Genomic DNA, 20,008 nt, shown 5'->3' with positions numbered 1-20,008 from the left:
ACCGGCAAATGAAATTGCGTTTTCGTGCGTGTTGGGGGTAGTTTCGCAATTAATGGCGAAAATTGATCACATAAACCATCAGATATTGCAAGAGCTGACGCGCGATGGGCGTATCAGCAATCTGGAACTGGCGGACCGTGTTGGCCTTTCCCCCTCGGCCTGCCTGCGTCGTGTGCAGGAGCTTGAACGTGCTGGCGTGATCTCAGGCTACCGTGCCGTGTTGAACCCGGTCGCTCTGGGTGTGGGCTTTGTCGCCTATATTGGTGTGGGTTTGGGCGAGCACACCAAGGCAGCGCAGGAGGGGTTTGAACGCGCCTTGCAGCGCGCCCCGGAAGTGGTGGAATGCCACAACATCACAGGAACCATTGAATATCTGTTGCGTGTCGAGTGCGCGGACCTTCCCGCCTATAAAACTTTCCATACGGACGTGCTGGGAACGCTGCCGCATGTGACCTCAATCACCTCATACGTGGTGATGGGGTCGCCAAAGGATATGCGAGCTTAACAGCTGGGTAACGTAATCTTTAACCGTCTTGCAGGGCCAATCGTCACGTCTTACTGTCATCAAAAAGCTCAAACATAAGGGGATAAACCCCAATAGAGCCAAATTCAGGGAGACGACAATGACATATGTCCGAACCGGAGCGTTTGCCGCGGCCTTGGCGTTGATCGCCGGGGCGGCTTTGTCCGCACCGTTGAAACTGCAACCCGCCAACCCGCAACCCAGCCCAAAGGCCGGGTTGAATGTGAAATACTATGGCACAGGCAATCAACATAAAAAGATCCGAGATCTGAGCCAGGCAAAAAGCCTGCTGTCGCAAGCGCAACCCGGAAAACCACTGCGCGGATTGGATTATAGAGACACCAGTAAGGGTGAGGACGTCATGACGTTCGACGGCGCTTACAATGTTGCCGCCGAGGTGACGGGGTATATGCGCTTTGATTCACCTGGAACATACGAACTCGAAACATGGTCGAACGACGGGATAGAAGCCTGGGTTGGTGGCCAACAGATTGGCCACGTGAATGGTATACAAGGCTGCGAGGCTAATCAACGAACCGAAGTCGAGGTTCCACAGGCGGGATGGTATCCTCTGAAGATTTTTTATTACCAAAAGCTGGGTACGTCCTGCCTGATGATGAAGTCGGGCAAAAAGGGTGAGCGGGTTACGTGGACACCTAACAACGTCTTTGGCCGGTAACACAAAGGCGCCCTGTAGGGCGCCTTTTCACTTCAATCAGCCGTTGGCGGCAATCAGTTCGGCCTGAGCCACGATTACTTCGGCCTGTTTGATCGAGGCGATATCGACCAGACGCCCTTTGTAAACGGTCGCGCCTTCGCCATTGGCCTTGGCCTGTTCCATCGCGGCGAGGATTTCGCGCGCCTCTGATACGGCCTCATCCGATGGAGTGAAGACCTGATTGGCCAGCGCGATTTGTTTGGGGTGGATCGCCCATTTGCCGACCATACCCAAAGTGGCCGAGCGTTTAGCCTGTGCGATATAGCCCTCATCGTCGCTAAAGTCGCCAAAGGGTCCATCGACCGGCAGAACGCCATGGGTACGGCAGGCAGCGACGATGGCGGCTTGTGCCCAATGCCATGGATCGGACCAGTGTTTCTCGCCTTCGCGCAGCATGTAGTAGTTTTCCTGTGTTCCCCCGATGCCGGTAGTCTGCATCCCCATCGAGGCCGCGAAATCGGCCGCGCCCAGGCTCATCGCTTGCATCCGGGGGGACGACGCCGCGATGGCTTCGACATGCGCGATGCCGGCGGCGGATTCGATGATGACTTCGAAGGAAATCGGCTTGGTGCGGCCCTTGGCGCGCTCGATAGCGGTGACAAGCGCGTCCACTGCATAGACATCCTCGGCGCAGCCGACCTTGGGGATCATGATCTGATCCAGCCGATCCCCGGCCTGTTCCAGCAGGTCCACCACGTCGCGATACCAGTACGGCGTGTCCAGACCGTTGATCCGCACCGACATGTATTTGCTGCCCCAATCCACAGTGTTCAAAGCTTCGATCACATTGGCGCGGGCGGCATCTTTATCCGAGGGCGCGACCGAATCCTCAAGGTCGAGGTTGATCACATCCGCTGCTGACGCGGCCATTTTTGGGAACAGCTTGGTGTTCGATCCCGGTCCGAACAGCTGACAACGGTTGGGGCGCGCAGGGGCTGCGGGTTGAAGGCGAAAGCTCATCTGGACCTCGTGCGAGAAATGAAATTACAATTTTCCTGCTCATTGAGGTATTAAATTGCGCAGCTATGCGCAAGCTCCTTTGTGCAACTGCGGCAATGCATTCGCAGCATTCGCCGCAATATCGGGTTTCGTCCGTGATTAAAGTTTAATCACTGCGAAAACTTGAAAGATTCTTGTGCCTAATGGCGAACTGATGCGAAAATTTCCTGTTCGCACCGGTTGGGGCAGATGAAAACGCAAAACACTCGTCAGGCAGGTCCCATAGGCTGCGGCGGAATCAAAGGAGTAGACCGCAATGATCGAGACACCGTACCTGCTGTTTTTGGGCGATGCGCCCGACCAATTGGCGGCCAAAGTGGCCATTGGCATCCGGGACTGGCGTCCCGAGAATGCTGTGGGCCAATATCGAATGGATGGCTGCAAGGCTGATCTGGGCCTGACCGACATGACGCTGGCCGAAGCCAAAGCGGCGGGCGCCAAGACGCTGGTCATCGGTGTAGCCAACCGCGGTGGCATCATAAGCGAAGCGTGGAAAGAGGTTTTGGTCGCCGCGCTTGAGATGGGCTACGATCTGGCCTCGGGCCTGCACAACCTTCTGCGCGATGAAGGCGATCTGGTGGCAGCGGCGCAGACTCATGGCGGCACTCTGCATGATGTGCGCGTTCCGACGGTTGGCTATCCCATCGCCAACGGTAAAAAGCGCAGCGGCAAACGCTGTCTAGCCGTCGGAACCGATTGCTCGGCGGGTAAGATGTACACAGCGATGTCGATGGATGCCGAAATGCGCAAGCGCGGCATGAAGTCGACCTTCCGCGCTACCGGCCAGACTGGCATTCTTATCACCGGGCAGGGCGTGCCGCTTGACGCGGTGGTCGCAGACTTTATGGCCGGCTCGGTGGAATACCTGACGCCTGAAAACGATGCGGATCACTGGGATCACATCGAAGGGCAGGGGTCGCTCTACCATGTGTCTTATTCGGGTGTGACCATGGCTCTGATCCACGGTGGTCAGCCGGACGCGCTGATCCTGTGCCACGAACCGACCCGCACGCATATGCGCGGTCTGCCTGAATATTCGCTGCCAACCCTCGCGCAACTGCGGGATACAGCGCTGCCCTTGGCGCGGGTTGCGAACCCGGATTGTCAGGTCGCAGGTGTCTCGATCAACACCCAGCATCTGAGTGAAGACGACGCGCGCGCCTATATCGAACAGGTCGAGGCCGAGATGGGGCTGCCCGCCACGGACCCCTATCGTTTTGGTGCAGGCAAGCTGGTCGACGCGCTGGCCGCAATGTGATCAAAGAACCCCGCCGGGGATGCCTCCGGCGGGAGTATTTTTTGAAAAGATGAAGGAGCGGGCGCGTGCAGATTGATGTCTCTCGTGATGTATTCCGGCTGGCGCAGGTCTTTACGATCTCGCGCGGGTCGCGAACTGAAGCCAAAGTTCTGACTGCGCGCGTATCGGACGGAGCGCATCAGGGCTGGGGCGAATGTGTTCCCTACGCGCGATATGATGAGACGCTGGAGACGGTCGAGGCCGAGATCGCCGGACTGCCCGAGACGTTTGATCGTGCGTCGCTGATGGATCTGCTTCCCGCTGGTGCCGCCCGCAATGCCGTGGACTGTGCCTTGTGGGATCTGGAGGCCAAACGTGCCGAAAAGCGTGCTTGGGAACTGGCCGGACTGACTATGCCTGGGCCAGAGATCACTGCCTACACTTTGTCGCTGGATACGCCCGAGAAGATGCAGGCTCAGGCAGCCGCCAATGCCCATCGACCGTTGTTGAAAATCAAGCTGGGCACGCCGGACGACATGCCTCGCCTAGAGGCTGTGCGTGCGGGCGCGCCCAAATCCACGATCATTGTGGACGCGAATGAAGGCTGGTCGGCCGAGGTTTATGCAGACCTCGCGCCGCATCTGGTGCGTTTGGGCGTGGCGTTGGTTGAACAGCCTCTGCCTGCCGGAGAAGATGAAGCGCTGATCGGAATGGAACGCCCGGTGCCTGTGTGCGCAGATGAGTCTTGCCATGACCGGGGCAGTCTGCCTGCGCTGAAGGGCAAATATGATGTGGTTAACATCAAGCTCGACAAAACCGGCGGCCTGACCGAGGCGCTGGCCCTGCGCGAGGCTGCCCTGGCTGAGGGCTACAAAGTCATGGTCGGTTGTATGGTCGGAAGTTCTCTGGCTATGGCCCCTGCGACACTGTTGGCGCAGGGCGCGATGGTCACAGACCTTGACGGCCCGCTTCTGTTGGCCGAAGACCGCGACAACCCGCTGAATTTTGATGACGCCGGAGTGCACCCGCCAGTGGCGGCGCTCTGGGGCTGAGGAGAGATACATGACCCGCACCGTTTACGTGAATGGCGAATACCTGCCCGAGACCGAGGCCAAGGTGTCCATCTTTGACCGTGGCTTCCTGTTTGCTGACGCTGTTTACGAAGTCACCAGCGTTCTGGACGGCAAGCTGATCGATTTCGAAGGCCACGCGGTGCGCCTCAAGCGGTCTCTGGACGAGCTGGAGATGGCCGAGCCCTGCACCAAGGAAGAACTGCTGGAAATCCACCGCAAGCTGGTGGAGCTGAACGGCGTTGTAGAGGGTCTGATCTACCTGCAAGTCAGTCGGGGTTCGGATGGCGACCGGGATTTCGTGTTCCCGCCCGCCGATACCAAACCCAGCCTGGTGCTGTTCACCCAGAACAAACCCGGCTTGGCTGACAGTCCTGCGGCTAAGAAGGGTGCCAAGATCATCTCGATCGAGGATGTCCGCTGGGGTCGCCGTGACATCAAGACCGTCCAGCTGCTCTATCCGTCGATGGGTAAGATGATGGCAAAGAAAGCGGGCTGTGACGATGCGTGGTTGGTCGAAGACGGCTATGTCACCGAAGGCACCAGCAATAACGCGTACTTCGTCAAGAACGGCAAAATTGTCACTCGCCCGCTATCGAACGACATCTTGCACGGTATCACCCGTAAGGCGGTGCTGCGTATGGCGGCTGAGGCGCAGATGGAAATCGAAGAACGCCTGTTCACCATTGATGAGGCGAAAGAGGCGGATGAAGCCTTTACCACTTCGGCCAGCGCTTTTGTTATGCCTGTGGTCGAGATTGACGGCGTGACCTTGGGTGACGGAACGCCGGGCCCGATATCAAAGCGCCTGCGCGAGATCTATCTGGACGAAAGCCGCAAGGCAGCGATCTAAAGAAAAGGCCCGCCAAATCTGCGGGCCTTCTTCATTTAAGGGCTTAACCCTTCTTCGTAACGTTCTCGTCGAAGGCGACCTTGAAGGCGGCCTGTTTCTCGGGGCTGGCCTCGGTCTGATAGTTCGCCTTCCATTCATCCATGGTCATGCCGTAGAAAATCTGACGGGCTTCGTCCTTGCCCATCTCAATGCCTTTTTCATTGGCCGCTTCCTGATACCAGCGCGACAGGCAATTGCGGCAGAACCCGGCCAGATTCATCATGTCGATGTTCTGAACGTCGGTGCGATCTTCCATCAGGTGTTTTTGCAGCCGGCGGAACGCGGCGGCCTGAAGTTCGATTTCGGTTTGCTTGTCCATGATCGGGCTCCGGAAGACAGTGTCATTGCCCTTGACCTAGCGGTCCGGCGGCGATGTTTCAACAAACGACGTTTCAGGCCAGTTTCAAGGCAAGCCACGGCACGATGCAAAAGATCAGTGTAAGGATCTTGTAATTTGCCAGATACCGGAAATATGCCCGTTTCACGTCTGGGCGCTCCATCTGGAACATTTTGCCGTGTATTCCTGCAACCCAGTCTTGCATCAGGACAATCATCACTGTGCTGAGCAATAGAAACCCGATGTTGAGCACGGCCATCCAGCCGAAAACAGTTGTCAGAAATTCCTGAGTCACGGTCGTCTCCTTTCCCTTAATATATGGGGATCAAAGACTTGCCTCACAATGAGGTGTGATCAAAGGCCGCTGTCAGTCAAAGCATCCTGCAGGATAACGGCCAAACGCTCTGCCCAGGCGCGTTGCCCTGCGTGATCGGCAATCAGGTCATTGCGCAGTTCGATCAGCGCGTTTGGGCGGCCATGGGTGGTGCAATGCCGGTCAATGGCGTCGCCGGGCAGAACGCCCGTGTAGGGTTCGTTGACGCCGACGCACAGGTCGCCTTCGGCCTCAAGCCGGTCGATCAATGGGCGCGAGAATCGCTCGTCCGGGGTGTGCAGAACGCCGATATGCCATGGGCGCGGCTCTCGGCCACGCAGTTGGCGGGTGAACGAGTGCATCGAAACGATCACGGCGTGTGGAAGGCCCGCCATCCGTTCCAGCGCCTCGTGATAGGGTCGGTAACACATGTTCAGACGCCGTTCGCGCTCGGCGGCATCAGCGCGGCGGTTGCCTGGGATGATCGACCCGTCATAGAGCTTCATCAGCAGGGTCGGGTCGTCTTCGCCCCGGTTCGGGTCGATCACAAGGCGCGAGAAATTTGCTGCGATAACAGGGGCGTTCAGTATCTCGCCTAGATGTTTCGATACCTCGTAGGCACCCACGTCATAGGCGATGTGACGCTCCATATCCTCGCGCGGAAGGCCGAGGTCTCCGCCATTGATGTCCGGCGGTACAGTGTTGTTGGCGTGATCGCATGTGATCAGCCAGCGCGAAGGGCGATCAGCGCCGTGGATAAAAAACGGAGAATACGTCATAAGCCTGTCATCTAGTTTGTCGCAGGTGTAGGGCAGTTGCTTTGGAAATGGAATTGCGCAATAAGCGCCCTGAAGCAATGTTTGCGGTAACATTTTTGCGAATCCAAAGAAAGACGTCAGGAGAACGACACCAATGCGACGCCTGAGAAATGTAAAAATCGTGGCGACGCTGGGTCCGGCGTCCAATGACTACGACACTATCCGTGCGCTGCACGAGGCAGGCGCGGACGTGTTCCGCCTGAATATGAGCCACGGTAGTCATGATGAAATTCGCGAACGGCACCGGATCATTCGTCAGGTTGAAAAAGACCTGGACAGCCCGATCGCGATCTTGGCCGACCTTCAGGGGCCGAAACTGCGTGTCGGCGTTTTCGCCAATGATGCAGAGGAACTGGAAGAGGGCGCGGCTTTCCGGCTGGATCTTGATCCCGCCGCAGGGGACATCAACCGGGTCTGCCTGCCGCACCCCGAGATTTTCGCGGCTTTGGAGCCCGGCGCACGCCTGTTGGTGAACGACGGCAAAATCCGTTTGACCGTCAAAGATTGCGGCCAGGATTTTGCCAATTGCACAGTTGAGGTCGGCGGCACGATCTCGAACCGCAAGGGCGTGAACGTGCCTGACGTGGTGCTGCCGCTGGCGGCTCTGTCCGCCAAGGACCGCGACGATCTGGAGTTTGTTTGCCAACTGGGCGTCGACTGGCTGGCGCTGAGCTTTGTGCAGCGCGCCAAAGACGTATTCGAAGCGCGCGCTTTGGCCGATGGCCGTGCCTCGATCCTGTCCAAGATCGAAAAGCCCGCTGCAGTTGAAGCATTTGATGACATCCTCGATGCCTCGGACGGGATCATGGTCGCACGCGGTGATCTGGGGGTAGAACTGCCAGTCTCGGCCGTGCCGCCGATCCAGAAACGTCTGGTTCGCAAATGCCGCGGGGCCGCCAAGCCGGTGATCGTGGCGACCCAGATGCTGGAAAGCATGATCGAAAGCCCGATGCCAACCCGGGCCGAGGTTTCCGACGTGGCCACCGCCATTTATGAGGGCACCGATGCCATCATGCTGAGTGCTGAATCCGCCGCTGGATCGTATCCGATTGAGGCCGTGCAGACCATGAACAAGGTCGCCATCGAAGTTGAGGCCGACCCGACCTATACCCAGATCATCTCTGCTTCGCGCACCGCCAAAGGTACCACGATTGCGGACGGGATCGTTGCCGCTGCGCGCGAGATTGCGGAAAAGACCGACATCAAGGCTATCTGCTGTTTCACCCAAAGCGGCACCACGGCGTTGTTGACCGCGCGGGAACGTCCGGGGGTTCCGATCATTGCCATGACACCCGCCACCGGTACTGCCCGTCGCTTGTGCCTCAGCTGGGGCTGTCACTGCGTTATGACCCCCGAGCTTGAGCGGTTCAAAGGTGCCGTTGTCAACGCAGCCCGCGCAGCCCGCGCCGGTGGCTTTGCGTCTGAAACGGATCAGATTGTGGTAACAGCCGGCGTGCCCTTCAACGTGCCCGGAACCACCAATATCCTGCGCATCGCACCTTGTGACGAGCGGTTGATCTACAACACTGATCCGGGTTGATTGGGGCGATTGAGCCGCTGATCCAAAAGCTGCATGTTAGTTTTTGCCCAATATTTAGGCAAAAAAAAATCAATAAAATCAATAAAAAGCCGGACTCAGGGTTGAGTCCGGCAAATTCTTCTCTGTTTTTCGGGGATTTTCCCGGATACTTGTCCGCATGGGCGGTCTAATCAAATAAGTTCCAAGTTCCGGCTGCCCTGCCGGGGGCACGGGCCCCGGTAAAATCAACGATAACGGAGGAACGTCATGACAACGAAAATTGTCATCGGACTGGACGGGACAGAAACCGGGGAACGTGCGATTGCCTTTGCCAAGGATTTGGCCGGGCGCATCGGTTCATGTGAGTTACTAGTGGTTTATGTAATCGAATGGTCCCCATTTGCTTTTCAAACCCCAGAAGAAAACGCTCTGCGGCATAAGCGCCGAGAGGAAGAGATCAAGCTGGCCACGACACGGATCGTCACCCCGGCGGTGGATGCTCTGAACGCGGCCGGTTTCACGGCGCAGGGTATCGTGCGCCATGGCGACGTGGCCGAGACACTGAACTCAATCACGGTTGAGAACGGTGGCACCCAGATCATCGTCGGGCGCGCCTCGGCGGACGGGTTCAAAAAGCGACTGTTTGGCAGTTCGACCCAAAACCTGGTTATGCATGCCGATGTACCGGTCACTGTTGTGAACTGAGGGGAGTGACGAAAATGAATAAGTTTACACACTTGGGGGTGGCGACCGCCGCCGCCCTAGCCGCCGCTCCTGCAATGGCGCAGGACGCGCCGGGTCTGGATGACAAGATCAATCAGGCCTTTGCCGATTTCACTGGCCCCTTCGTCAGCTTTATCTTCGCGCCCTTCCCCGGAACAGGGTTTCCGTGGATTGTCGGGTGGCTGGTGGTCGCGGCGACTGTGTTCACGCTGTATTTTGCCTTTGTGCAGCTTCGCTTCTTTGGCCACTCGATCAGCTTGGTCAAAGGTGACTATTCTGACCCCAACGATGCGGGTGAGGTTAGCCACTTTCAGGCTCTCGCGACCGCGCTATCAGGTACGGTCGGTCTGGGTAACATCGCCGGTGTGGCGGTGGCCGTCGGCATCGGCGGGCCGGGTGCTACGTTCTGGATGATTGTCGCGGGCCTGTTGGGCATGGCGTCGAAATTCACCGAATGTACGCTGGGTGTGAAATACCGGAACGAGTACGAAGACGGCACGGTTTCGGGCGGTCCGATGTACTACATGTCCAAAGGGTTCGCGGAATTGGGCCTGCCGGGCGGCAAGATTCTGGCCGTTCTGTTCTCGATCTTCTGTATCCTTGGTGCACTGGGCGGGGGCAACATGTTCCAGGCTAATCAGGCACACCAGCAGATCGCGGGCATCACGGGCGATTATCCCGGTTGGATCACCGGTCTGGTCTTTGCGGGCATCGTGTTCGCAGTGATCGTGGGCGGCCTGAAATCCATCGCGCGCGTGACCGAAAAGGTCGTGCCGTTCATGGGTGTCATGTATGTACTGGCCGCGCTGGTCATTATCATCATGCACGCAGATCAGATCGGCTGGGCCTTTGGCCAGATCTTCGCGGGTGCCTTCACCGGCCTCGGCGTGGCTGGCGGCATGGTTGGCGCGCTGATCCAAGGCTTCCGCCGTGCGGCGTTCTCAAACGAAGCGGGTGTGGGTTCTGCGGCCATCGCACACTCGGCGGTGCGGACCAAAGAGCCAATTACCGAAGGCTTTGTGTCGCTGCTTGAGCCGTTCATCGACACGGTTGTGATCTGTACCATGACCGCGCTGGTGATCATCATCACACAGCAGCTGATCATCGACCCTGAGACCGGCAAATACATGCTGAACGAAGCTGGCAACGCGATTGCCACGGTTGACGGAAACTCCGGCGTCAGCCTGACATCGGCGGCCTTTGCCAGCGCCTTTGGCTGGTTCCCCTATGTGCTGGCGATTGCGGTGGTTCTGTTTGCCTTCTCGACCATGATCAGCTGGTCCTACTATGGCCTCAAAGCCTGGACCTACCTGTTCGGTGAGGGTCACACCAAAGAACTGGTGTTCAAGATCATCTTCTGCGTCTTCGTTGTGATCGGTGCGGCGGCCAACCTTGGCCCGGTCATCGACTTCTCGGATGCGGCGATCTTTGCGATGGCGGTTGTGAACGTCTTTGCGCTCTACTTCCTGATGAAAGTCGTCCGCGAAGAGCTTGCAAGCTACTCGGCCCGCTTGAAAAGCGGCGAGATCCGCAAGTTCGAGCACTAAGCTATCTCACCGGGGCGGCCTTGTGCTGCCCCGGTGCCTTACCAGCCTGTGAAAAGCGCAGATTCTGGTCTAAACCCCCTTGCCAGTATGACCGAACTTGCGTAAACGGCGCTTCTGATCGCGTGACCGGCCGAGATGGCATGCCGAGTCGCGTTTAGTACCGAACCCTGAAAGGAGACGGAAATGCCTAAGATGAAGACCAAGTCGAGCGCCAAAAAGCGCTTTAAGGTGACTGCGACCGGTAAGGTCCTTGCTGGCCAGGCCGGCAAACGTCACGGCATGATCAAGCGGACCAAAAAGTTCATCCGCGACGCCCGTGGCAACACCACCCTGTCCGCCCCCGACGCCAAGATCGTCAAGGGCTACATGCCCTACGACCGCTAAGAGGAGATTAAGAGATGTCCCGCGTTAAAGGTGGAACCGTAACTCACGCCCGTCACAAGAAGGTCATCAAGGCCGCCAAAGGTTACTATGGCCGCCGCAAGAGCACCTTCAAGGTTGCCCGTCAGGCCGTCGACAAGGCCAACCAGTATGCAACCCGCGACCGTAAGAACCGCAAGCGCAACTTCCGCGCGCTGTGGATTCAGCGCATCAACGCGGCTGTGCGTTCGCATGACGAGGCTCTGACATATTCCCGCTTCATCAATGGCCTGAACCTGGCCGGTATCGAAGTGGACCGCAAAGTTTTGGCCGACCTGGCCGTGCACGAACCGGAAGCGTTCGGCGCGATCGTCGCCAAAGCTCAGGCTGCTCTGACTGCCTGATCCTCTGAAAAGAGACAGTGAATGAAAGGCCGTCCCGTTTTGGGGCGGCTTTTTTGCAACCAAATATTTCACTTGGCCCGCTTTGGGGCCCCATAATTGACATTCGCCCGAGCGTTATAATTCGCCAACGGGAGTTGTATACCGTTTCTCATCTGCAAGTTCACCCTAGTTTTGGCGCAGTACGCTCTACGTGGTACACTTCTGTAATCAGAGTCTCTCAAAGGAGGAGGCGACGATGCAATTGTGCTTGTTCTGGCGATTTCGTTTGCTTTTTTTGATTGCATTCTTATCCGGCGCGGCTTCGGCTCAGGATTTGGTTTCCATTGCTATTTCAGGCGATATGCCAGCCCTGAAAGAAGCTCTTCCCGAAGGTTCGCAACAAGACCCGGAAACGTTAGTGAAGCCTCTCTACTTTGCGTCCCAGCGTGGGCAAGCCGAGGCGGTTGACCACCTTTTGTCAGTGGGTGCTGATCCTAATTCCGAGACAGATTTGGGTGCGGCATTGGGGATTGCCGCCCGGAATAACCACACTGGAATTGTCGCGGCACTGTTAACAGCCGGTGCTGATCCAAACCTTCGCGCAGGTGAATATAAGTCTATGGCGCTCCACCAGGCGGCCGAGCGCGGATCAATTGAAGCCGCCCGCATGTTGCTAGAAAACGGCGCCGACATTAACGCGCAGGATCGTTTTGGTTGGCCTCCAATTCAGTTTGCGGGGACGAAGGGTCGAGCCGAGATGGTCACGTTTTTGAGGGAGATGGGCGCTGGCCCAGTAGCGGTAGACACTCTGAAACCAGGCGAACTTGAAGCGGCCAACCTTGAGGAAGGCCGCCTGTTGGCTTTCGAGTGCGGCGGATGTCATGGCATGAGGCCTGGTGAAATTGGCGCGGGTCAGCATCCAGGTCCCAACCTTGTTGGCGTTGTCGGGAGGGCCAAAGCATCAGTCGAAGACTTTCCGTATTCTGATGAGATGCAGACCCAGACTGGATACTGGACACCCGATGAATTGAACGTTTTTCTGGCCGATCCATTCAATATCGTTCCCGGAACTTACATGACTCGTGGTAGTCAACCTGATCGAACAGCTCGGATAGCCATAATCGCCTATCTCACCCAACTTACACGCTAGCAAAGGGCGAACGGCTACTTTGTTCGCGGGCTGGTATTGCGAAGCTCAGTTGTGAATGTCCGCTTAGGGCTGCGAGCGACGTGGAAAAATTGAAGTTGAGGTGTCCTTGAAGTGACGTAGAATAGGGATTGACTGTTTCGATCACTCATTAAGAGGACATCATGGCAGCTCCTTTAGTCCAAAACTGGGAACTGACCGCCGCCATCCAAGACATAGCAGATTGGCTGGTTCAACAGGGTTTGGAGAATGCGCCGGTGGAGATCTGGCTCGAAGCATTCTGCAAGCGTCTTGTTTCGGCGGGGATTCCGCTTCAGAGAGCAAATATTACTGTGCGCGCTCATCATCCCGAGATTGGGACGGTCGCTTTCCGCTGGCACAGGGATGGGGGAAACGAGCGAGAGGACTTTGTCCGAAGATCGGATGCGCCTGAAGAATACATTCTAAGCCCGATTTACTATCTTTTGGCAAACAACGTTGGAGAGATCAGACAAGATCTGACGGTCGAAGAACCAGAGCTTAACTTTCCAATCTTTGATGAACTTCGCGAGCGCGGTGCCACAGACTACTTCGCTGTTAAACGATTCTTCCTTATACAGGACAACGCTACGCCTGTTGACCCAATGCAGGCCGAGGAAGGTGCCATTATTTCATTGACGACCGACGCGAGCGGGGGCTTCACAAGCCAGCAACTTGAAGGTTTGCGTCAACTAATATCTCCACTTTGCCTGACGCTGAAATGTGGGGCAAACAGGCTGATGGCTGAAGACATAACTGCCGCTTACTTGGGCAAAGATGCCAGTAGGCGCGTGCTGTCCGGGGACATCACGCGAGGTTCATCCGAAACGATTTCGGCGGTGATTTGGTACTTTGATCTGCAAGGATTTACCAAATTGTCAGAGGCGCTTCCGGGACATTCAATCATTGAATTGCTAAACGATTACTTCGCGGAAGCTGTTGACGTGGTTGAACGCCATGGCGGTAATGTTCTGAAGTTTATGGGAGATGGAATGCTTGCCATCTTCGATATCAATCAAGTTCCGGACGCGCGCCGCGTCGCAATTCACGCGGCAGCGGAGTTGCGGAATACCTTTGACGAACTCAACCAACGACGACAAGCAGATGGTTTGCCAACGACCGGCTTCACTCTTTCGTTGCACGCTGGCGATGTTCTTTATGGCAACATTGGCGGTAGGTCTCGCTTGGATTTCACAGTGGTCGGCCCAGCAGTCAATACAACGTCCCGTATTCTAGGCATGTGCAACGCGCTTGATCAGAACATTGTCGTTTCCGACAAGGTGGCCGGCGACTTGGTGAACTCCATTCCAAGTCTGGTTTCCCTGGGGCAATACAGATTGCGCGGTGTTGCTGAAAGACAGGAGCTGTTTACGATAGATTAAACGCGAAATGAAAAGCGTCATCTAACCCGAGCAGACCGGCAGTTGGCCTTGGATGCATAACAAAGGACTTGCCAGAAGTACGTGAGATGAATGGCAGAGCGCTTTAGCCGGCTCCAACTTCTCAAAATGTCCGTTCATGTGCATTTGTTCAGGTCCAAAGATGATCCGAACGAGGTTAGCCTTGGTTTGCCACCAGTTGCAGATGCGTGCCTCAGGCAAATGACCGACTTACCGTGTCGCAAATCGACGTGATCTATTCTCTGACCCGTGGTAGTGGCCCAGAGAAAGGGCACCCCATGACGGCGGATCAAAAACTACAGAACCCGACAGTTGGTATTGTGTTCGTACTGATCGGAATATTGGCAATTTCTATCAATGATATGCTGATCAAATTTCTGTCTGGCGGTTACCCCTTGCACCAGATGGTGTTTACAAGATCGTTGATCGGGATCGGGTTCAGCTTCGCCCTTGTCCAGATAGAGGGCGGTTGGCGCATCCTGAAAACCGATCAGCCGGGACTTCATCTTCTGCGTGGCTTACTGATTGTCATTGCCAATCTGACGTTCTTTACAGCCCTGGCGGTAATGCCGCTGGCGGAAGCAACCGCTGTTTTTTTCGTAGCCCCCTTGATGATTACTTTGCTGAGTATCCCACTGCTTGGTGAAAAAGTTGGGCCGATGCGGATTGGTGCCGTGCTTGTAGGATTCTTGGGCGTTGTGATCATGACCCGCCCATGGGAGGCCGGTGGTGAGCGTGAGGTTGGTCTGCTGATGTATGCCCTTCCGGTTCTTGCTGCGTTTACCTATGCCCTCAACAACGTGATGACCCGTTTTCTTGGCGCAAAGTCCAAAGCCTCAGCAATGGCCGTTTACATTCAGGCATGCTTTGTCGTTGTCAGCCTGTTGTTCTGGTCGGTGGCAGGAGATGGGCGTTTTGCGAGCACGTTTGAAAACGAAAGCTTGATCTTCTTGCTGCGTGCATGGGTTTGGCCCGAAGGTACTGATCAATGGTTGTTTATCGGCCTCGGGTTCAATTCTGCAATCATCGGGTATTGCCTCGGCCAGGCTTACCGCATGGCAGACGCAGCCACTGTGGCGCCGTTTGAATATGTCGGTCTTCCCATGGCTATTTTCTGGGGATGGATCATCTGGGGAGAACTCCCAAACGTGCCGGTCGCGATTGGCATTGCATTGATCTTGGGGGCGGGACTGTTTGTCTTTTTGCGTGAACGTCAAAAAAAGAGGCACGTTGTTACTGAAAAGAGAGTGCACCGTCGGTACTAGATGCCAAATCACTTCGGGCCAAAAGCCGCTCAGTAATACCCTGGGATATTGAATATCAATCGCAGTTGAGCACTGATAATGCTCATAGCTAATGGGATGAGAATTTTGATGCGATACACAGCTGTTCTTGCTGCGCTATTTCTTGCCGCTTGCGGTAATGAACCCGCAGAGCCAATAACCCGACTTTATCCCGGCGAGACCCCTGAGTTGCGCCTGATGATCAACGAAACCGCGGACGCAAACGGAGTGCCGCGGAGCCTTGTACACCGAGTGATCCAGCGAGAAAGCGATTATCGTCCCCGTGCCCGCAACGGTCCCTATTACGGGTTGATGCAGATTTTGCCGGCGACAGCGCGCCAAATGGGGTTTCGCGGAGAGGCTTCCGACCTCTTGGACGCGCAAACCAACCTGACATACGCCGTGAAATACTTGCGCGGTGCCTGGATGGTTTCAGATGGAAGTGAGCCCGAAGCGGTCATGTGGTATGCCCGCGGGTATTACTACGAAGCCCGAAACAGATGCATGCTCGTCGCCACGGGGCTTAGAGATACCGAGGTCCGAAAATACTGCGGTTGACATCCTTCCCACAGGAGTTCCACAAATCTTCCGATAAACTGCAAACAGCCTTCTTCAAACAAAGTAGCTTGCAACGGAGCCGTGTTGTTGCGCGTCCGACCAAGTTCAGGAGATTGACATGTGTGCCGAACACTCAAACCAATTCAAAGGGGTGCGTGACAATCGGCCGATTATTTTGTTCGTTGCGGGATTTGGCGACAATGTAAGCATGTTTAAAGGATTGGCTGAGACACATCTTGCCGTCAGCCATCGTTTGTTGCCCATCAATCTTCCAGGATTTGGTGCTCAGCCCCTAGCTGGGAGAACAACTCTCGAAGCCCTAGCGCAATATGTGAAAAATTAAGCAATAAAGTATGAGGCAGAGATTATTGTCGCCCACTCGGTCGCTTCAATCATAGCTTCCTTGGCCGCCGGCAGGGCTGACTGCCCTTTGACCACCATCGTTTCGTTGGAAGGAAATATTACCGCCGCAGATGCCTATTTTTCCGGGACAGCCACTGACTACAGTGACCCGGCAGAATTTCGCGGAGCGTTTCTAATACGGCTGGATGAAATGGCGAAATCCGCGCCTATCATAAGACGATATCGCGACGAAGTCTCAAAGGCCGATCCCGTGGCGCTTTGGCAACTCGGCATCGACGCACGGAAGTTTTCAACAGATCACGTACCTGGTGAGGTTTTGCAACGCTCAGCAAACATCACCTATCTGTATAACCCTGACAATTGCCCCGAAGGCACTGTCCGTTGGTTAGAAGAAAACAAAATGAATCGGATAACCTTAGAAAACGCCTCACATTGGCCGAGCGTTGATCAGCCCGAAATGCTCGCGGACAAAATTTCTGTGGCACTCAAGAAAATCAAATAAGGTCACAAATTGGAGTCGGATGAAAGCTTGGTTGCGTATTGCGAAATTTGCAAAGCTCAGTAGTGAAGCTCCACTTCCAGTTGCCGCTACCGTCTTCCTAAAGCCAGAGCTTTTGCGGCTTTCTTTGCTCCGGAATATTGCGCTCATTTGGGGCACTTAAAAGTGCCTAGTTACCGTTACTTTCCGCTTTTAGGATACTGTCTGCCGAAGCGCCAGCGGTCAGATTCGCGTCAGAAAAGGATCTGGTTTCCGGAAGCTCAAGGTGCAGAGAAGATGTATGGTCAATTTCTAATCGACCGCCGGAAAGGGTGTAATCCAGCACGTGCCCACCTTTACTCAAGTCGCTCGAAATAAAGTGAAGGTGGTAACCTGGCACACCGATACCCACCGCATAGTCCGGGCACCGAAAACCCAAAATTGTACCGTCCACGTCATTCAACTCAAATTCTGCCTGAGTCTTCACGACCTCCAGCAGAGGTTTGTAGGGTTTGTCCTGACGCAGGACGTTTCTATACTTGATGTGTTTGATGCGCCCATCAAATCGAACGGCATAAAACAGGTTCTTCGCTTCTGCGAGCGCATCCAGTCGACCTTCAAAGGAGTGTTTGTCCGTTGTCTTATCCAGCGAAAGCAACACTGTTGGTTCGAAATTGATGACAGCGGCATAAGGGGTCAGGGCTGTGTCACTTGCAACTGTTGCTTTTCCTTCGCCATCCAGCCGGTACGCTATGCCATCTATTACAATCATCTCGCCGTCGAGCGCATTGAAAGTGCCGAGGCCAAAGTTTCCGTGTTTCAGCAAATCACCTATAGTGACCGTTCCCTCGTAAACACCCTGCATCACAGCGCTCAGCAACGACGTCTGATAGTACTCGTGCGCATGCTCATTCGGTTCAAATCGCTGTTCATTGCTGTGGCTGGCGGCAGCGGTTGCAAAGGTGAACTCTGTGTCCTTAGTCATGAATTTCCATCACTCGGTGTTTCTGGACATTTTTTGGAATTTGGATTGGAAGCACGCACAGTATCTCGCTCTCCATACGATCCGGCAACAGCAAAGGCCCTGCTAGTTTCCGCGGGCCTTCATTTGGTTTGTAAGGAACCTAGTGAACGAATGCTCTCCACCCAGGGCGCGAACCTGCAAGCCCACTTATACGCCTCGCGAAGATTGAGTTTGAATGACCGGTTCGGGCTGCGACCTGCCCCTTCCAGCTAAACTTGACCCTCCAATTGCGAGGATTTCTAGGCTTTTTCGCCGCCAAATCTATCGGCTACCACAGCGAAGACTTCGACCGGCTCCCTAATGCCCTTGATCTTTACCTCTCCCCGGCTTTCAGCTTCAAGCTCACCTTCAATTGCGGCCCAGGTTCGGGGAAATTAGAATCTCATCGTTATCCGCCATGTCGCAAAGCCGAGCAGCTGTGTTGATCGACGTTCCGGAGGCAGTGTAGTCGAAGCGACCTTCGGAGCCGACGATACCGACCGTGGCATAGCCGTAGGAGATCCCGATGCCAAAGCCGAGCCGATGGCCCAATTTCTTCCAGTCGGCGCAAATTTCTCGCATTTTTCTTCGCATTTCCACGGCCAAACGCACTGCGTCGCCCGCTGGATCATCAACAGTGATCGGATTGTTGAAGATAACCATTATTCCATCGCCAGCCCGCTGATCCACACCTCCGCCATATACGTCGATCAAGTCAGACATTTCTTGATGGTAGGTCTGAAGCACTTCGATGGTTTCTTCTGGTTCAGCACTTTCACAAAATGCTGTGAACCCACGCAAATCGCAGAACAGGGTCGCGACAAGCGCGCGGTGTGAAGTAAGCAAGCTTTCGTCACCGGAAGTCACGACCGCATCGGCGACAGCAGAGGGAAGAAAGCGTTTCAATCGCCCCATGCGCTCGATCTCTTCGACTTGTTGATCGACGCGCTCGCCCAATTCTGCGTTCAAAGCCTCTAGATTTCTAAATTGGTTGGTATTTTCGATTGCAATCACCGCTTGGGCTGCAAAGGTTTCGACGAGCTTTATCTGATCATCGGTAAAAGGCGCGACTTCGAGCTTGTAGAGGGCAATGACCCCAATCGCCTTGTTTCCTTGCTGTAATGGCACTTGCAAAACTGTGCGCATCCCTTCGAGTTCTAAGGCGACCTTGATCTGGGGGACCTGATCAGACAAGGATTTGGCTTCGCGAAGATCTGGAATATGCAGTACACGCTTTTCTTTTACCGCGCGCACAGCATAGCTTGCTTCATTGTCTAGCCGATGCGGCGTCTTCCTAAGGTGATCAATAAACGCTGACTGCGCTGCGTTGCTCGCTTCGACCACGAGATGTTCGTCATTCTGGTCACGCAGAAGCAGTATTGCGTGCGGCGCTGAGCAAAGCCGCGCCGCGTTTTCCAAGATCGCGCTAAAGACCGGCTGTGCGTCCGAACGGCTTTGACTGATGACGCTCAATACTTCTCCAGTGGCTGCTTCGCGCTCAAGCCGCGTCTTGATCTCGCTAAACTGACGCACGTTTTCGATGGCGATGACGGCTTGTGCAGCAAAGGTTTCTACCAACTCAATTTCATCAGTGGTAAAGGCTTTCACTTCGCGTCGAAATAGTGTGATGCAACCAATTGCTTCGCCATCGAGAATAAGTGGAACGCCTACGATGGTCCGCATGCCTTCCATTTCGACCATCGCGACCCGGCCCGGATCACCATGCCGGTAAAGGTCCGTAACCACCAAATCTTCAACCTCGACGATAGAGGCCGTCCGCATCGATTGGGCCGGGACCAAGTTACTGTCCGAAAAACGGGTTGTCTGTCCTACGCTCAAATGACGCAATTCTTCGCCGTAATGCGCTTCTAGCGTCCAATGACTACGAGTATCATTAAGGACGACCAGATTGGCCGAGGGTGCGTTTGAAAGGCGGGCTGCGTTCTTTACGATCGTTTCGAAAACAGGCGTAGGATCAGTCCGAGAAGCGCTAATCAAGCGCAGAATTTCACGCATAGCCGTCTCACGTTCACGCAAAATCGCAACTTCGGCTTTTACGCTTTCTAAATCGGCAGCCACTGTAACCTCTGATCTCCTCCAACGAAGTCGCTTTCAATCAATAACACATTTTTCGCCACCGCTCGCGCTGCCTAGTTAACATTCGACAGGGTTCGTTTTTCTTACTTTGCCTGCCGTCCACGGCGATGCTCTGGAAGGCAAGTTTTTGCAAGCCTCAGCTTTTGCAAAACACAGTAGTGAAAGTCTGCTATGGGCTGCGACAGGCCAATTATGATCACTGCTGAGAAAAGCAACACGAGC

22 protein-coding genes are annotated in these 20,008 nt (G+C 55.3%); 16 read left to right on the top strand and 6 right to left on the bottom strand.

What is annotated here, in order from left to right; all coding sequences use genetic code 11:
• Positions 1-52: 52 nt before the first annotated feature.
• Both ACR0LN_RS15620 and ACR0LN_RS15615 read left to right on the top strand, forming a co-directional pair.
• A complete protein-coding gene (locus ACR0LN_RS15620; protein WP_480430970.1) occupies positions 53-505 on the top strand; it encodes an Lrp/AsnC family transcriptional regulator in 453 nt (150 codons plus the stop codon).
• A 118-nt stretch (positions 506-623) separates the two neighbouring features.
• On the top strand, positions 624-1,202 hold the full coding sequence (locus ACR0LN_RS15615; RefSeq protein ID WP_480430916.1) for a PA14 domain-containing protein: 579 nt from the start codon (positions 624-626) through the stop codon (positions 1,200-1,202).
• A 36-nt stretch (positions 1,203-1,238) separates the two neighbouring features.
• On the opposite strand, the gene ACR0LN_RS15610 is transcribed toward ACR0LN_RS15615, so the two are convergent.
• Entirely contained in the window at positions 1,239-2,201 is a 963-nt protein-coding gene (locus ACR0LN_RS15610; RefSeq protein WP_480430914.1) for an L-malyl-CoA/beta-methylmalyl-CoA lyase, read from the bottom strand.
• A 295-nt stretch (positions 2,202-2,496) separates the two neighbouring features.
• On the opposite strand from ACR0LN_RS15610, the gene dgcN reads away from it, so the two are divergent.
• From dgcN to ACR0LN_RS15595, 3 genes are all read left to right on the top strand, one after another.
• Positions 2,497-3,498: an N-acetyltransferase DgcN gene (gene dgcN, locus ACR0LN_RS15605; RefSeq protein ID WP_480430912.1), complete on the top strand. Its 1,002-nt coding sequence runs from the start codon at positions 2,497-2,499 to the stop codon at positions 3,496-3,498.
• A gap of 65 nt (positions 3,499-3,563) precedes the next feature.
• Entirely contained in the window at positions 3,564-4,529 is a 966-nt protein-coding gene (gene dgcA / locus ACR0LN_RS15600; protein WP_480430910.1) for an N-acetyl-D-Glu racemase DgcA, read from the top strand.
• 10 nt (positions 4,530-4,539) lie between these two features.
• Entirely contained in the window at positions 4,540-5,400 is an 861-nt protein-coding gene (locus ACR0LN_RS15595) for a D-amino-acid transaminase (protein ID WP_480430908.1), read from the top strand.
• Between the two features lie 43 nt (positions 5,401-5,443).
• On the opposite strand, the gene ACR0LN_RS15590 is transcribed toward ACR0LN_RS15595, so the two are convergent.
• The 3 genes from ACR0LN_RS15590 to ACR0LN_RS15580 form a co-directional block, all read right to left on the bottom strand.
• A complete protein-coding gene (locus tag ACR0LN_RS15590) occupies positions 5,444-5,758 on the bottom strand; it encodes a DUF1244 domain-containing protein (RefSeq protein ID WP_480430907.1) in 315 nt (104 codons plus the stop codon).
• 73 nt (positions 5,759-5,831) lie between these two features.
• A complete protein-coding gene (locus ACR0LN_RS15585) occupies positions 5,832-6,071 on the bottom strand; it encodes a DUF6868 family protein (protein ID WP_480430904.1) in 240 nt (79 codons plus the stop codon).
• Between the two features lie 59 nt (positions 6,072-6,130).
• Positions 6,131-6,868, bottom strand: coding sequence for an N-formylglutamate amidohydrolase (locus ACR0LN_RS15580; RefSeq protein WP_480430968.1), 738 nt, complete (start codon positions 6,866-6,868; stop codon positions 6,131-6,133).
• Positions 6,869-7,001: 133 nt separating this feature from the next.
• Between ACR0LN_RS15580 and pyk the strand changes: the two genes are divergently transcribed.
• The 11 genes from pyk (at position 7,002) to ACR0LN_RS15525 (ending at position 16,710) form a co-directional block, all read left to right on the top strand.
• Positions 7,002-8,447: a pyruvate kinase gene (gene pyk, locus ACR0LN_RS15575; protein WP_480430902.1), complete on the top strand. Its 1,446-nt coding sequence runs from the start codon at positions 7,002-7,004 to the stop codon at positions 8,445-8,447.
• Positions 8,448-8,693: 246 nt separating this feature from the next.
• Entirely contained in the window at positions 8,694-9,131 is a 438-nt protein-coding gene (locus tag ACR0LN_RS15570; RefSeq protein ID WP_480430900.1) for a universal stress protein, read from the top strand.
• 14 nt (positions 9,132-9,145) lie between these two features.
• Positions 9,146-10,696 carry an alanine/glycine:cation symporter family protein gene (locus ACR0LN_RS15565; protein WP_480430898.1) on the top strand — a complete coding sequence of 517 codons (1,551 nt, stop codon included), beginning with the start codon at positions 9,146-9,148 and terminating at the stop codon, positions 10,694-10,696.
• 183 nt (positions 10,697-10,879) lie between these two features.
• Complete coding sequence (rpmI, locus tag ACR0LN_RS15560) at positions 10,880-11,080, top strand: 50S ribosomal protein L35 (RefSeq protein WP_010443552.1); 201 nt, start codon at positions 10,880-10,882, stop codon at positions 11,078-11,080.
• 14 nt (positions 11,081-11,094) lie between these two features.
• On the top strand, positions 11,095-11,460 hold the full coding sequence (gene rplT, locus ACR0LN_RS15555; RefSeq protein WP_152457001.1) for a 50S ribosomal protein L20: 366 nt from the start codon (positions 11,095-11,097) through the stop codon (positions 11,458-11,460).
• A gap of 190 nt (positions 11,461-11,650) precedes the next feature.
• On the top strand, positions 11,651-12,589 hold the full coding sequence (locus tag ACR0LN_RS15550) for an ankyrin repeat domain-containing protein (RefSeq protein WP_480430896.1): 939 nt from the start codon (positions 11,651-11,653) through the stop codon (positions 12,587-12,589).
• Positions 12,590-12,750: 161 nt separating this feature from the next.
• Positions 12,751-13,986 carry an adenylate/guanylate cyclase domain-containing protein gene (locus ACR0LN_RS15545; RefSeq protein ID WP_480430894.1) on the top strand — a complete coding sequence of 412 codons (1,236 nt, stop codon included), beginning with the start codon at positions 12,751-12,753 and terminating at the stop codon, positions 13,984-13,986.
• Positions 13,987-14,282: 296 nt separating this feature from the next.
• Positions 14,283-15,269 (top strand): DMT family transporter, encoded by a 987-nt coding sequence (locus ACR0LN_RS15540; protein WP_480430967.1) that lies wholly within the window; start codon positions 14,283-14,285, stop codon positions 15,267-15,269.
• Positions 15,270-15,377: 108 nt separating this feature from the next.
• A complete protein-coding gene (locus tag ACR0LN_RS15535) occupies positions 15,378-15,845 on the top strand; it encodes a transglycosylase SLT domain-containing protein (protein ID WP_480430893.1) in 468 nt (155 codons plus the stop codon).
• Positions 15,846-15,963: 118 nt separating this feature from the next.
• Positions 15,964-16,188 (top strand): alpha/beta fold hydrolase, encoded by a 225-nt coding sequence (locus ACR0LN_RS15530; RefSeq protein WP_480430891.1) that lies wholly within the window; start codon positions 15,964-15,966, stop codon positions 16,186-16,188.
• Between the two features lie 87 nt (positions 16,189-16,275).
• Entirely contained in the window at positions 16,276-16,710 is a 435-nt protein-coding gene (locus ACR0LN_RS15525) for a hypothetical protein (protein ID WP_480430890.1), read from the top strand.
• A gap of 166 nt (positions 16,711-16,876) precedes the next feature.
• Here the strand turns inward: ACR0LN_RS15525 and budA are convergent, their stop codons facing one another.
• Both budA and ACR0LN_RS15515 read right to left on the bottom strand, forming a co-directional pair.
• Positions 16,877-17,671 (bottom strand): acetolactate decarboxylase, encoded by a 795-nt coding sequence (gene budA / locus ACR0LN_RS15520; RefSeq protein ID WP_480430889.1) that lies wholly within the window; start codon positions 17,669-17,671, stop codon positions 16,877-16,879.
• 387 nt (positions 17,672-18,058) lie between these two features.
• Positions 18,059-19,768: a GAF domain-containing protein gene (locus ACR0LN_RS15515; RefSeq protein ID WP_480430887.1), complete on the bottom strand. Its 1,710-nt coding sequence runs from the start codon at positions 19,766-19,768 to the stop codon at positions 18,059-18,061.
• Positions 19,769-20,008: the final 240 nt, after the last annotated feature.

This window comes from Ruegeria sp. AA6 (assembly GCF_056542865.1).
Note: the sequence above shows the minus strand (reverse complement) of the source record. Positions and strands in the feature narration are given on the sequence as shown.

Bases quoted from the DNA above. Each gene is read 5' to 3' on its own strand.
- ACR0LN_RS15620 (WP_480430970.1), top strand. From the start codon at position 53: ATGGCGAAAATTGATCACATAAACCATCAGATATTGCAAGAGCTGACG.
- ACR0LN_RS15615 (WP_480430916.1), top strand. From the start codon at position 624: ATGACATATGTCCGAACCGGAGCGTTTGCCGCGGCCTTGGCGTTGATC.
- ACR0LN_RS15610 (WP_480430914.1), bottom strand. From the start codon at position 2,201: ATGAGCTTTCGCCTTCAACCCGCAGCCCCTGCGCGCCCCAACCGTTGT.
- dgcN (WP_480430912.1), top strand. From the start codon at position 2,497: ATGATCGAGACACCGTACCTGCTGTTTTTGGGCGATGCGCCCGACCAA.
- ACR0LN_RS15595 (WP_480430908.1), top strand. From the start codon at position 4,540: ATGACCCGCACCGTTTACGTGAATGGCGAATACCTGCCCGAGACCGAG.
- ACR0LN_RS15590 (WP_480430907.1), bottom strand. From the start codon at position 5,758: ATGGACAAGCAAACCGAAATCGAACTTCAGGCCGCCGCGTTCCGCCGG.
- ACR0LN_RS15580 (WP_480430968.1), bottom strand. From the start codon at position 6,868: ATGACGTATTCTCCGTTTTTTATCCACGGCGCTGATCGCCCTTCGCGC.
- pyk (WP_480430902.1), top strand. From the start codon at position 7,002: ATGCGACGCCTGAGAAATGTAAAAATCGTGGCGACGCTGGGTCCGGCG.
- ACR0LN_RS15570 (WP_480430900.1), top strand. From the start codon at position 8,694: ATGACAACGAAAATTGTCATCGGACTGGACGGGACAGAAACCGGGGAA.
- ACR0LN_RS15565 (WP_480430898.1), top strand. From the start codon at position 9,146: ATGAATAAGTTTACACACTTGGGGGTGGCGACCGCCGCCGCCCTAGCC.
- rpmI (WP_010443552.1), top strand. From the start codon at position 10,880: ATGCCTAAGATGAAGACCAAGTCGAGCGCCAAAAAGCGCTTTAAGGTG.
- rplT (WP_152457001.1), top strand. From the start codon at position 11,095: ATGTCCCGCGTTAAAGGTGGAACCGTAACTCACGCCCGTCACAAGAAG.
- ACR0LN_RS15545 (WP_480430894.1), top strand. From the start codon at position 12,751: ATGGCAGCTCCTTTAGTCCAAAACTGGGAACTGACCGCCGCCATCCAA.
- ACR0LN_RS15540 (WP_480430967.1), top strand. From the start codon at position 14,283: ATGACGGCGGATCAAAAACTACAGAACCCGACAGTTGGTATTGTGTTC.
- ACR0LN_RS15535 (WP_480430893.1), top strand. From the start codon at position 15,378: ATGCGATACACAGCTGTTCTTGCTGCGCTATTTCTTGCCGCTTGCGGT.
- ACR0LN_RS15530 (WP_480430891.1), top strand. From the start codon at position 15,964: ATGTGTGCCGAACACTCAAACCAATTCAAAGGGGTGCGTGACAATCGG.
- budA (WP_480430889.1), bottom strand. From the start codon at position 17,671: ATGACTAAGGACACAGAGTTCACCTTTGCAACCGCTGCCGCCAGCCAC.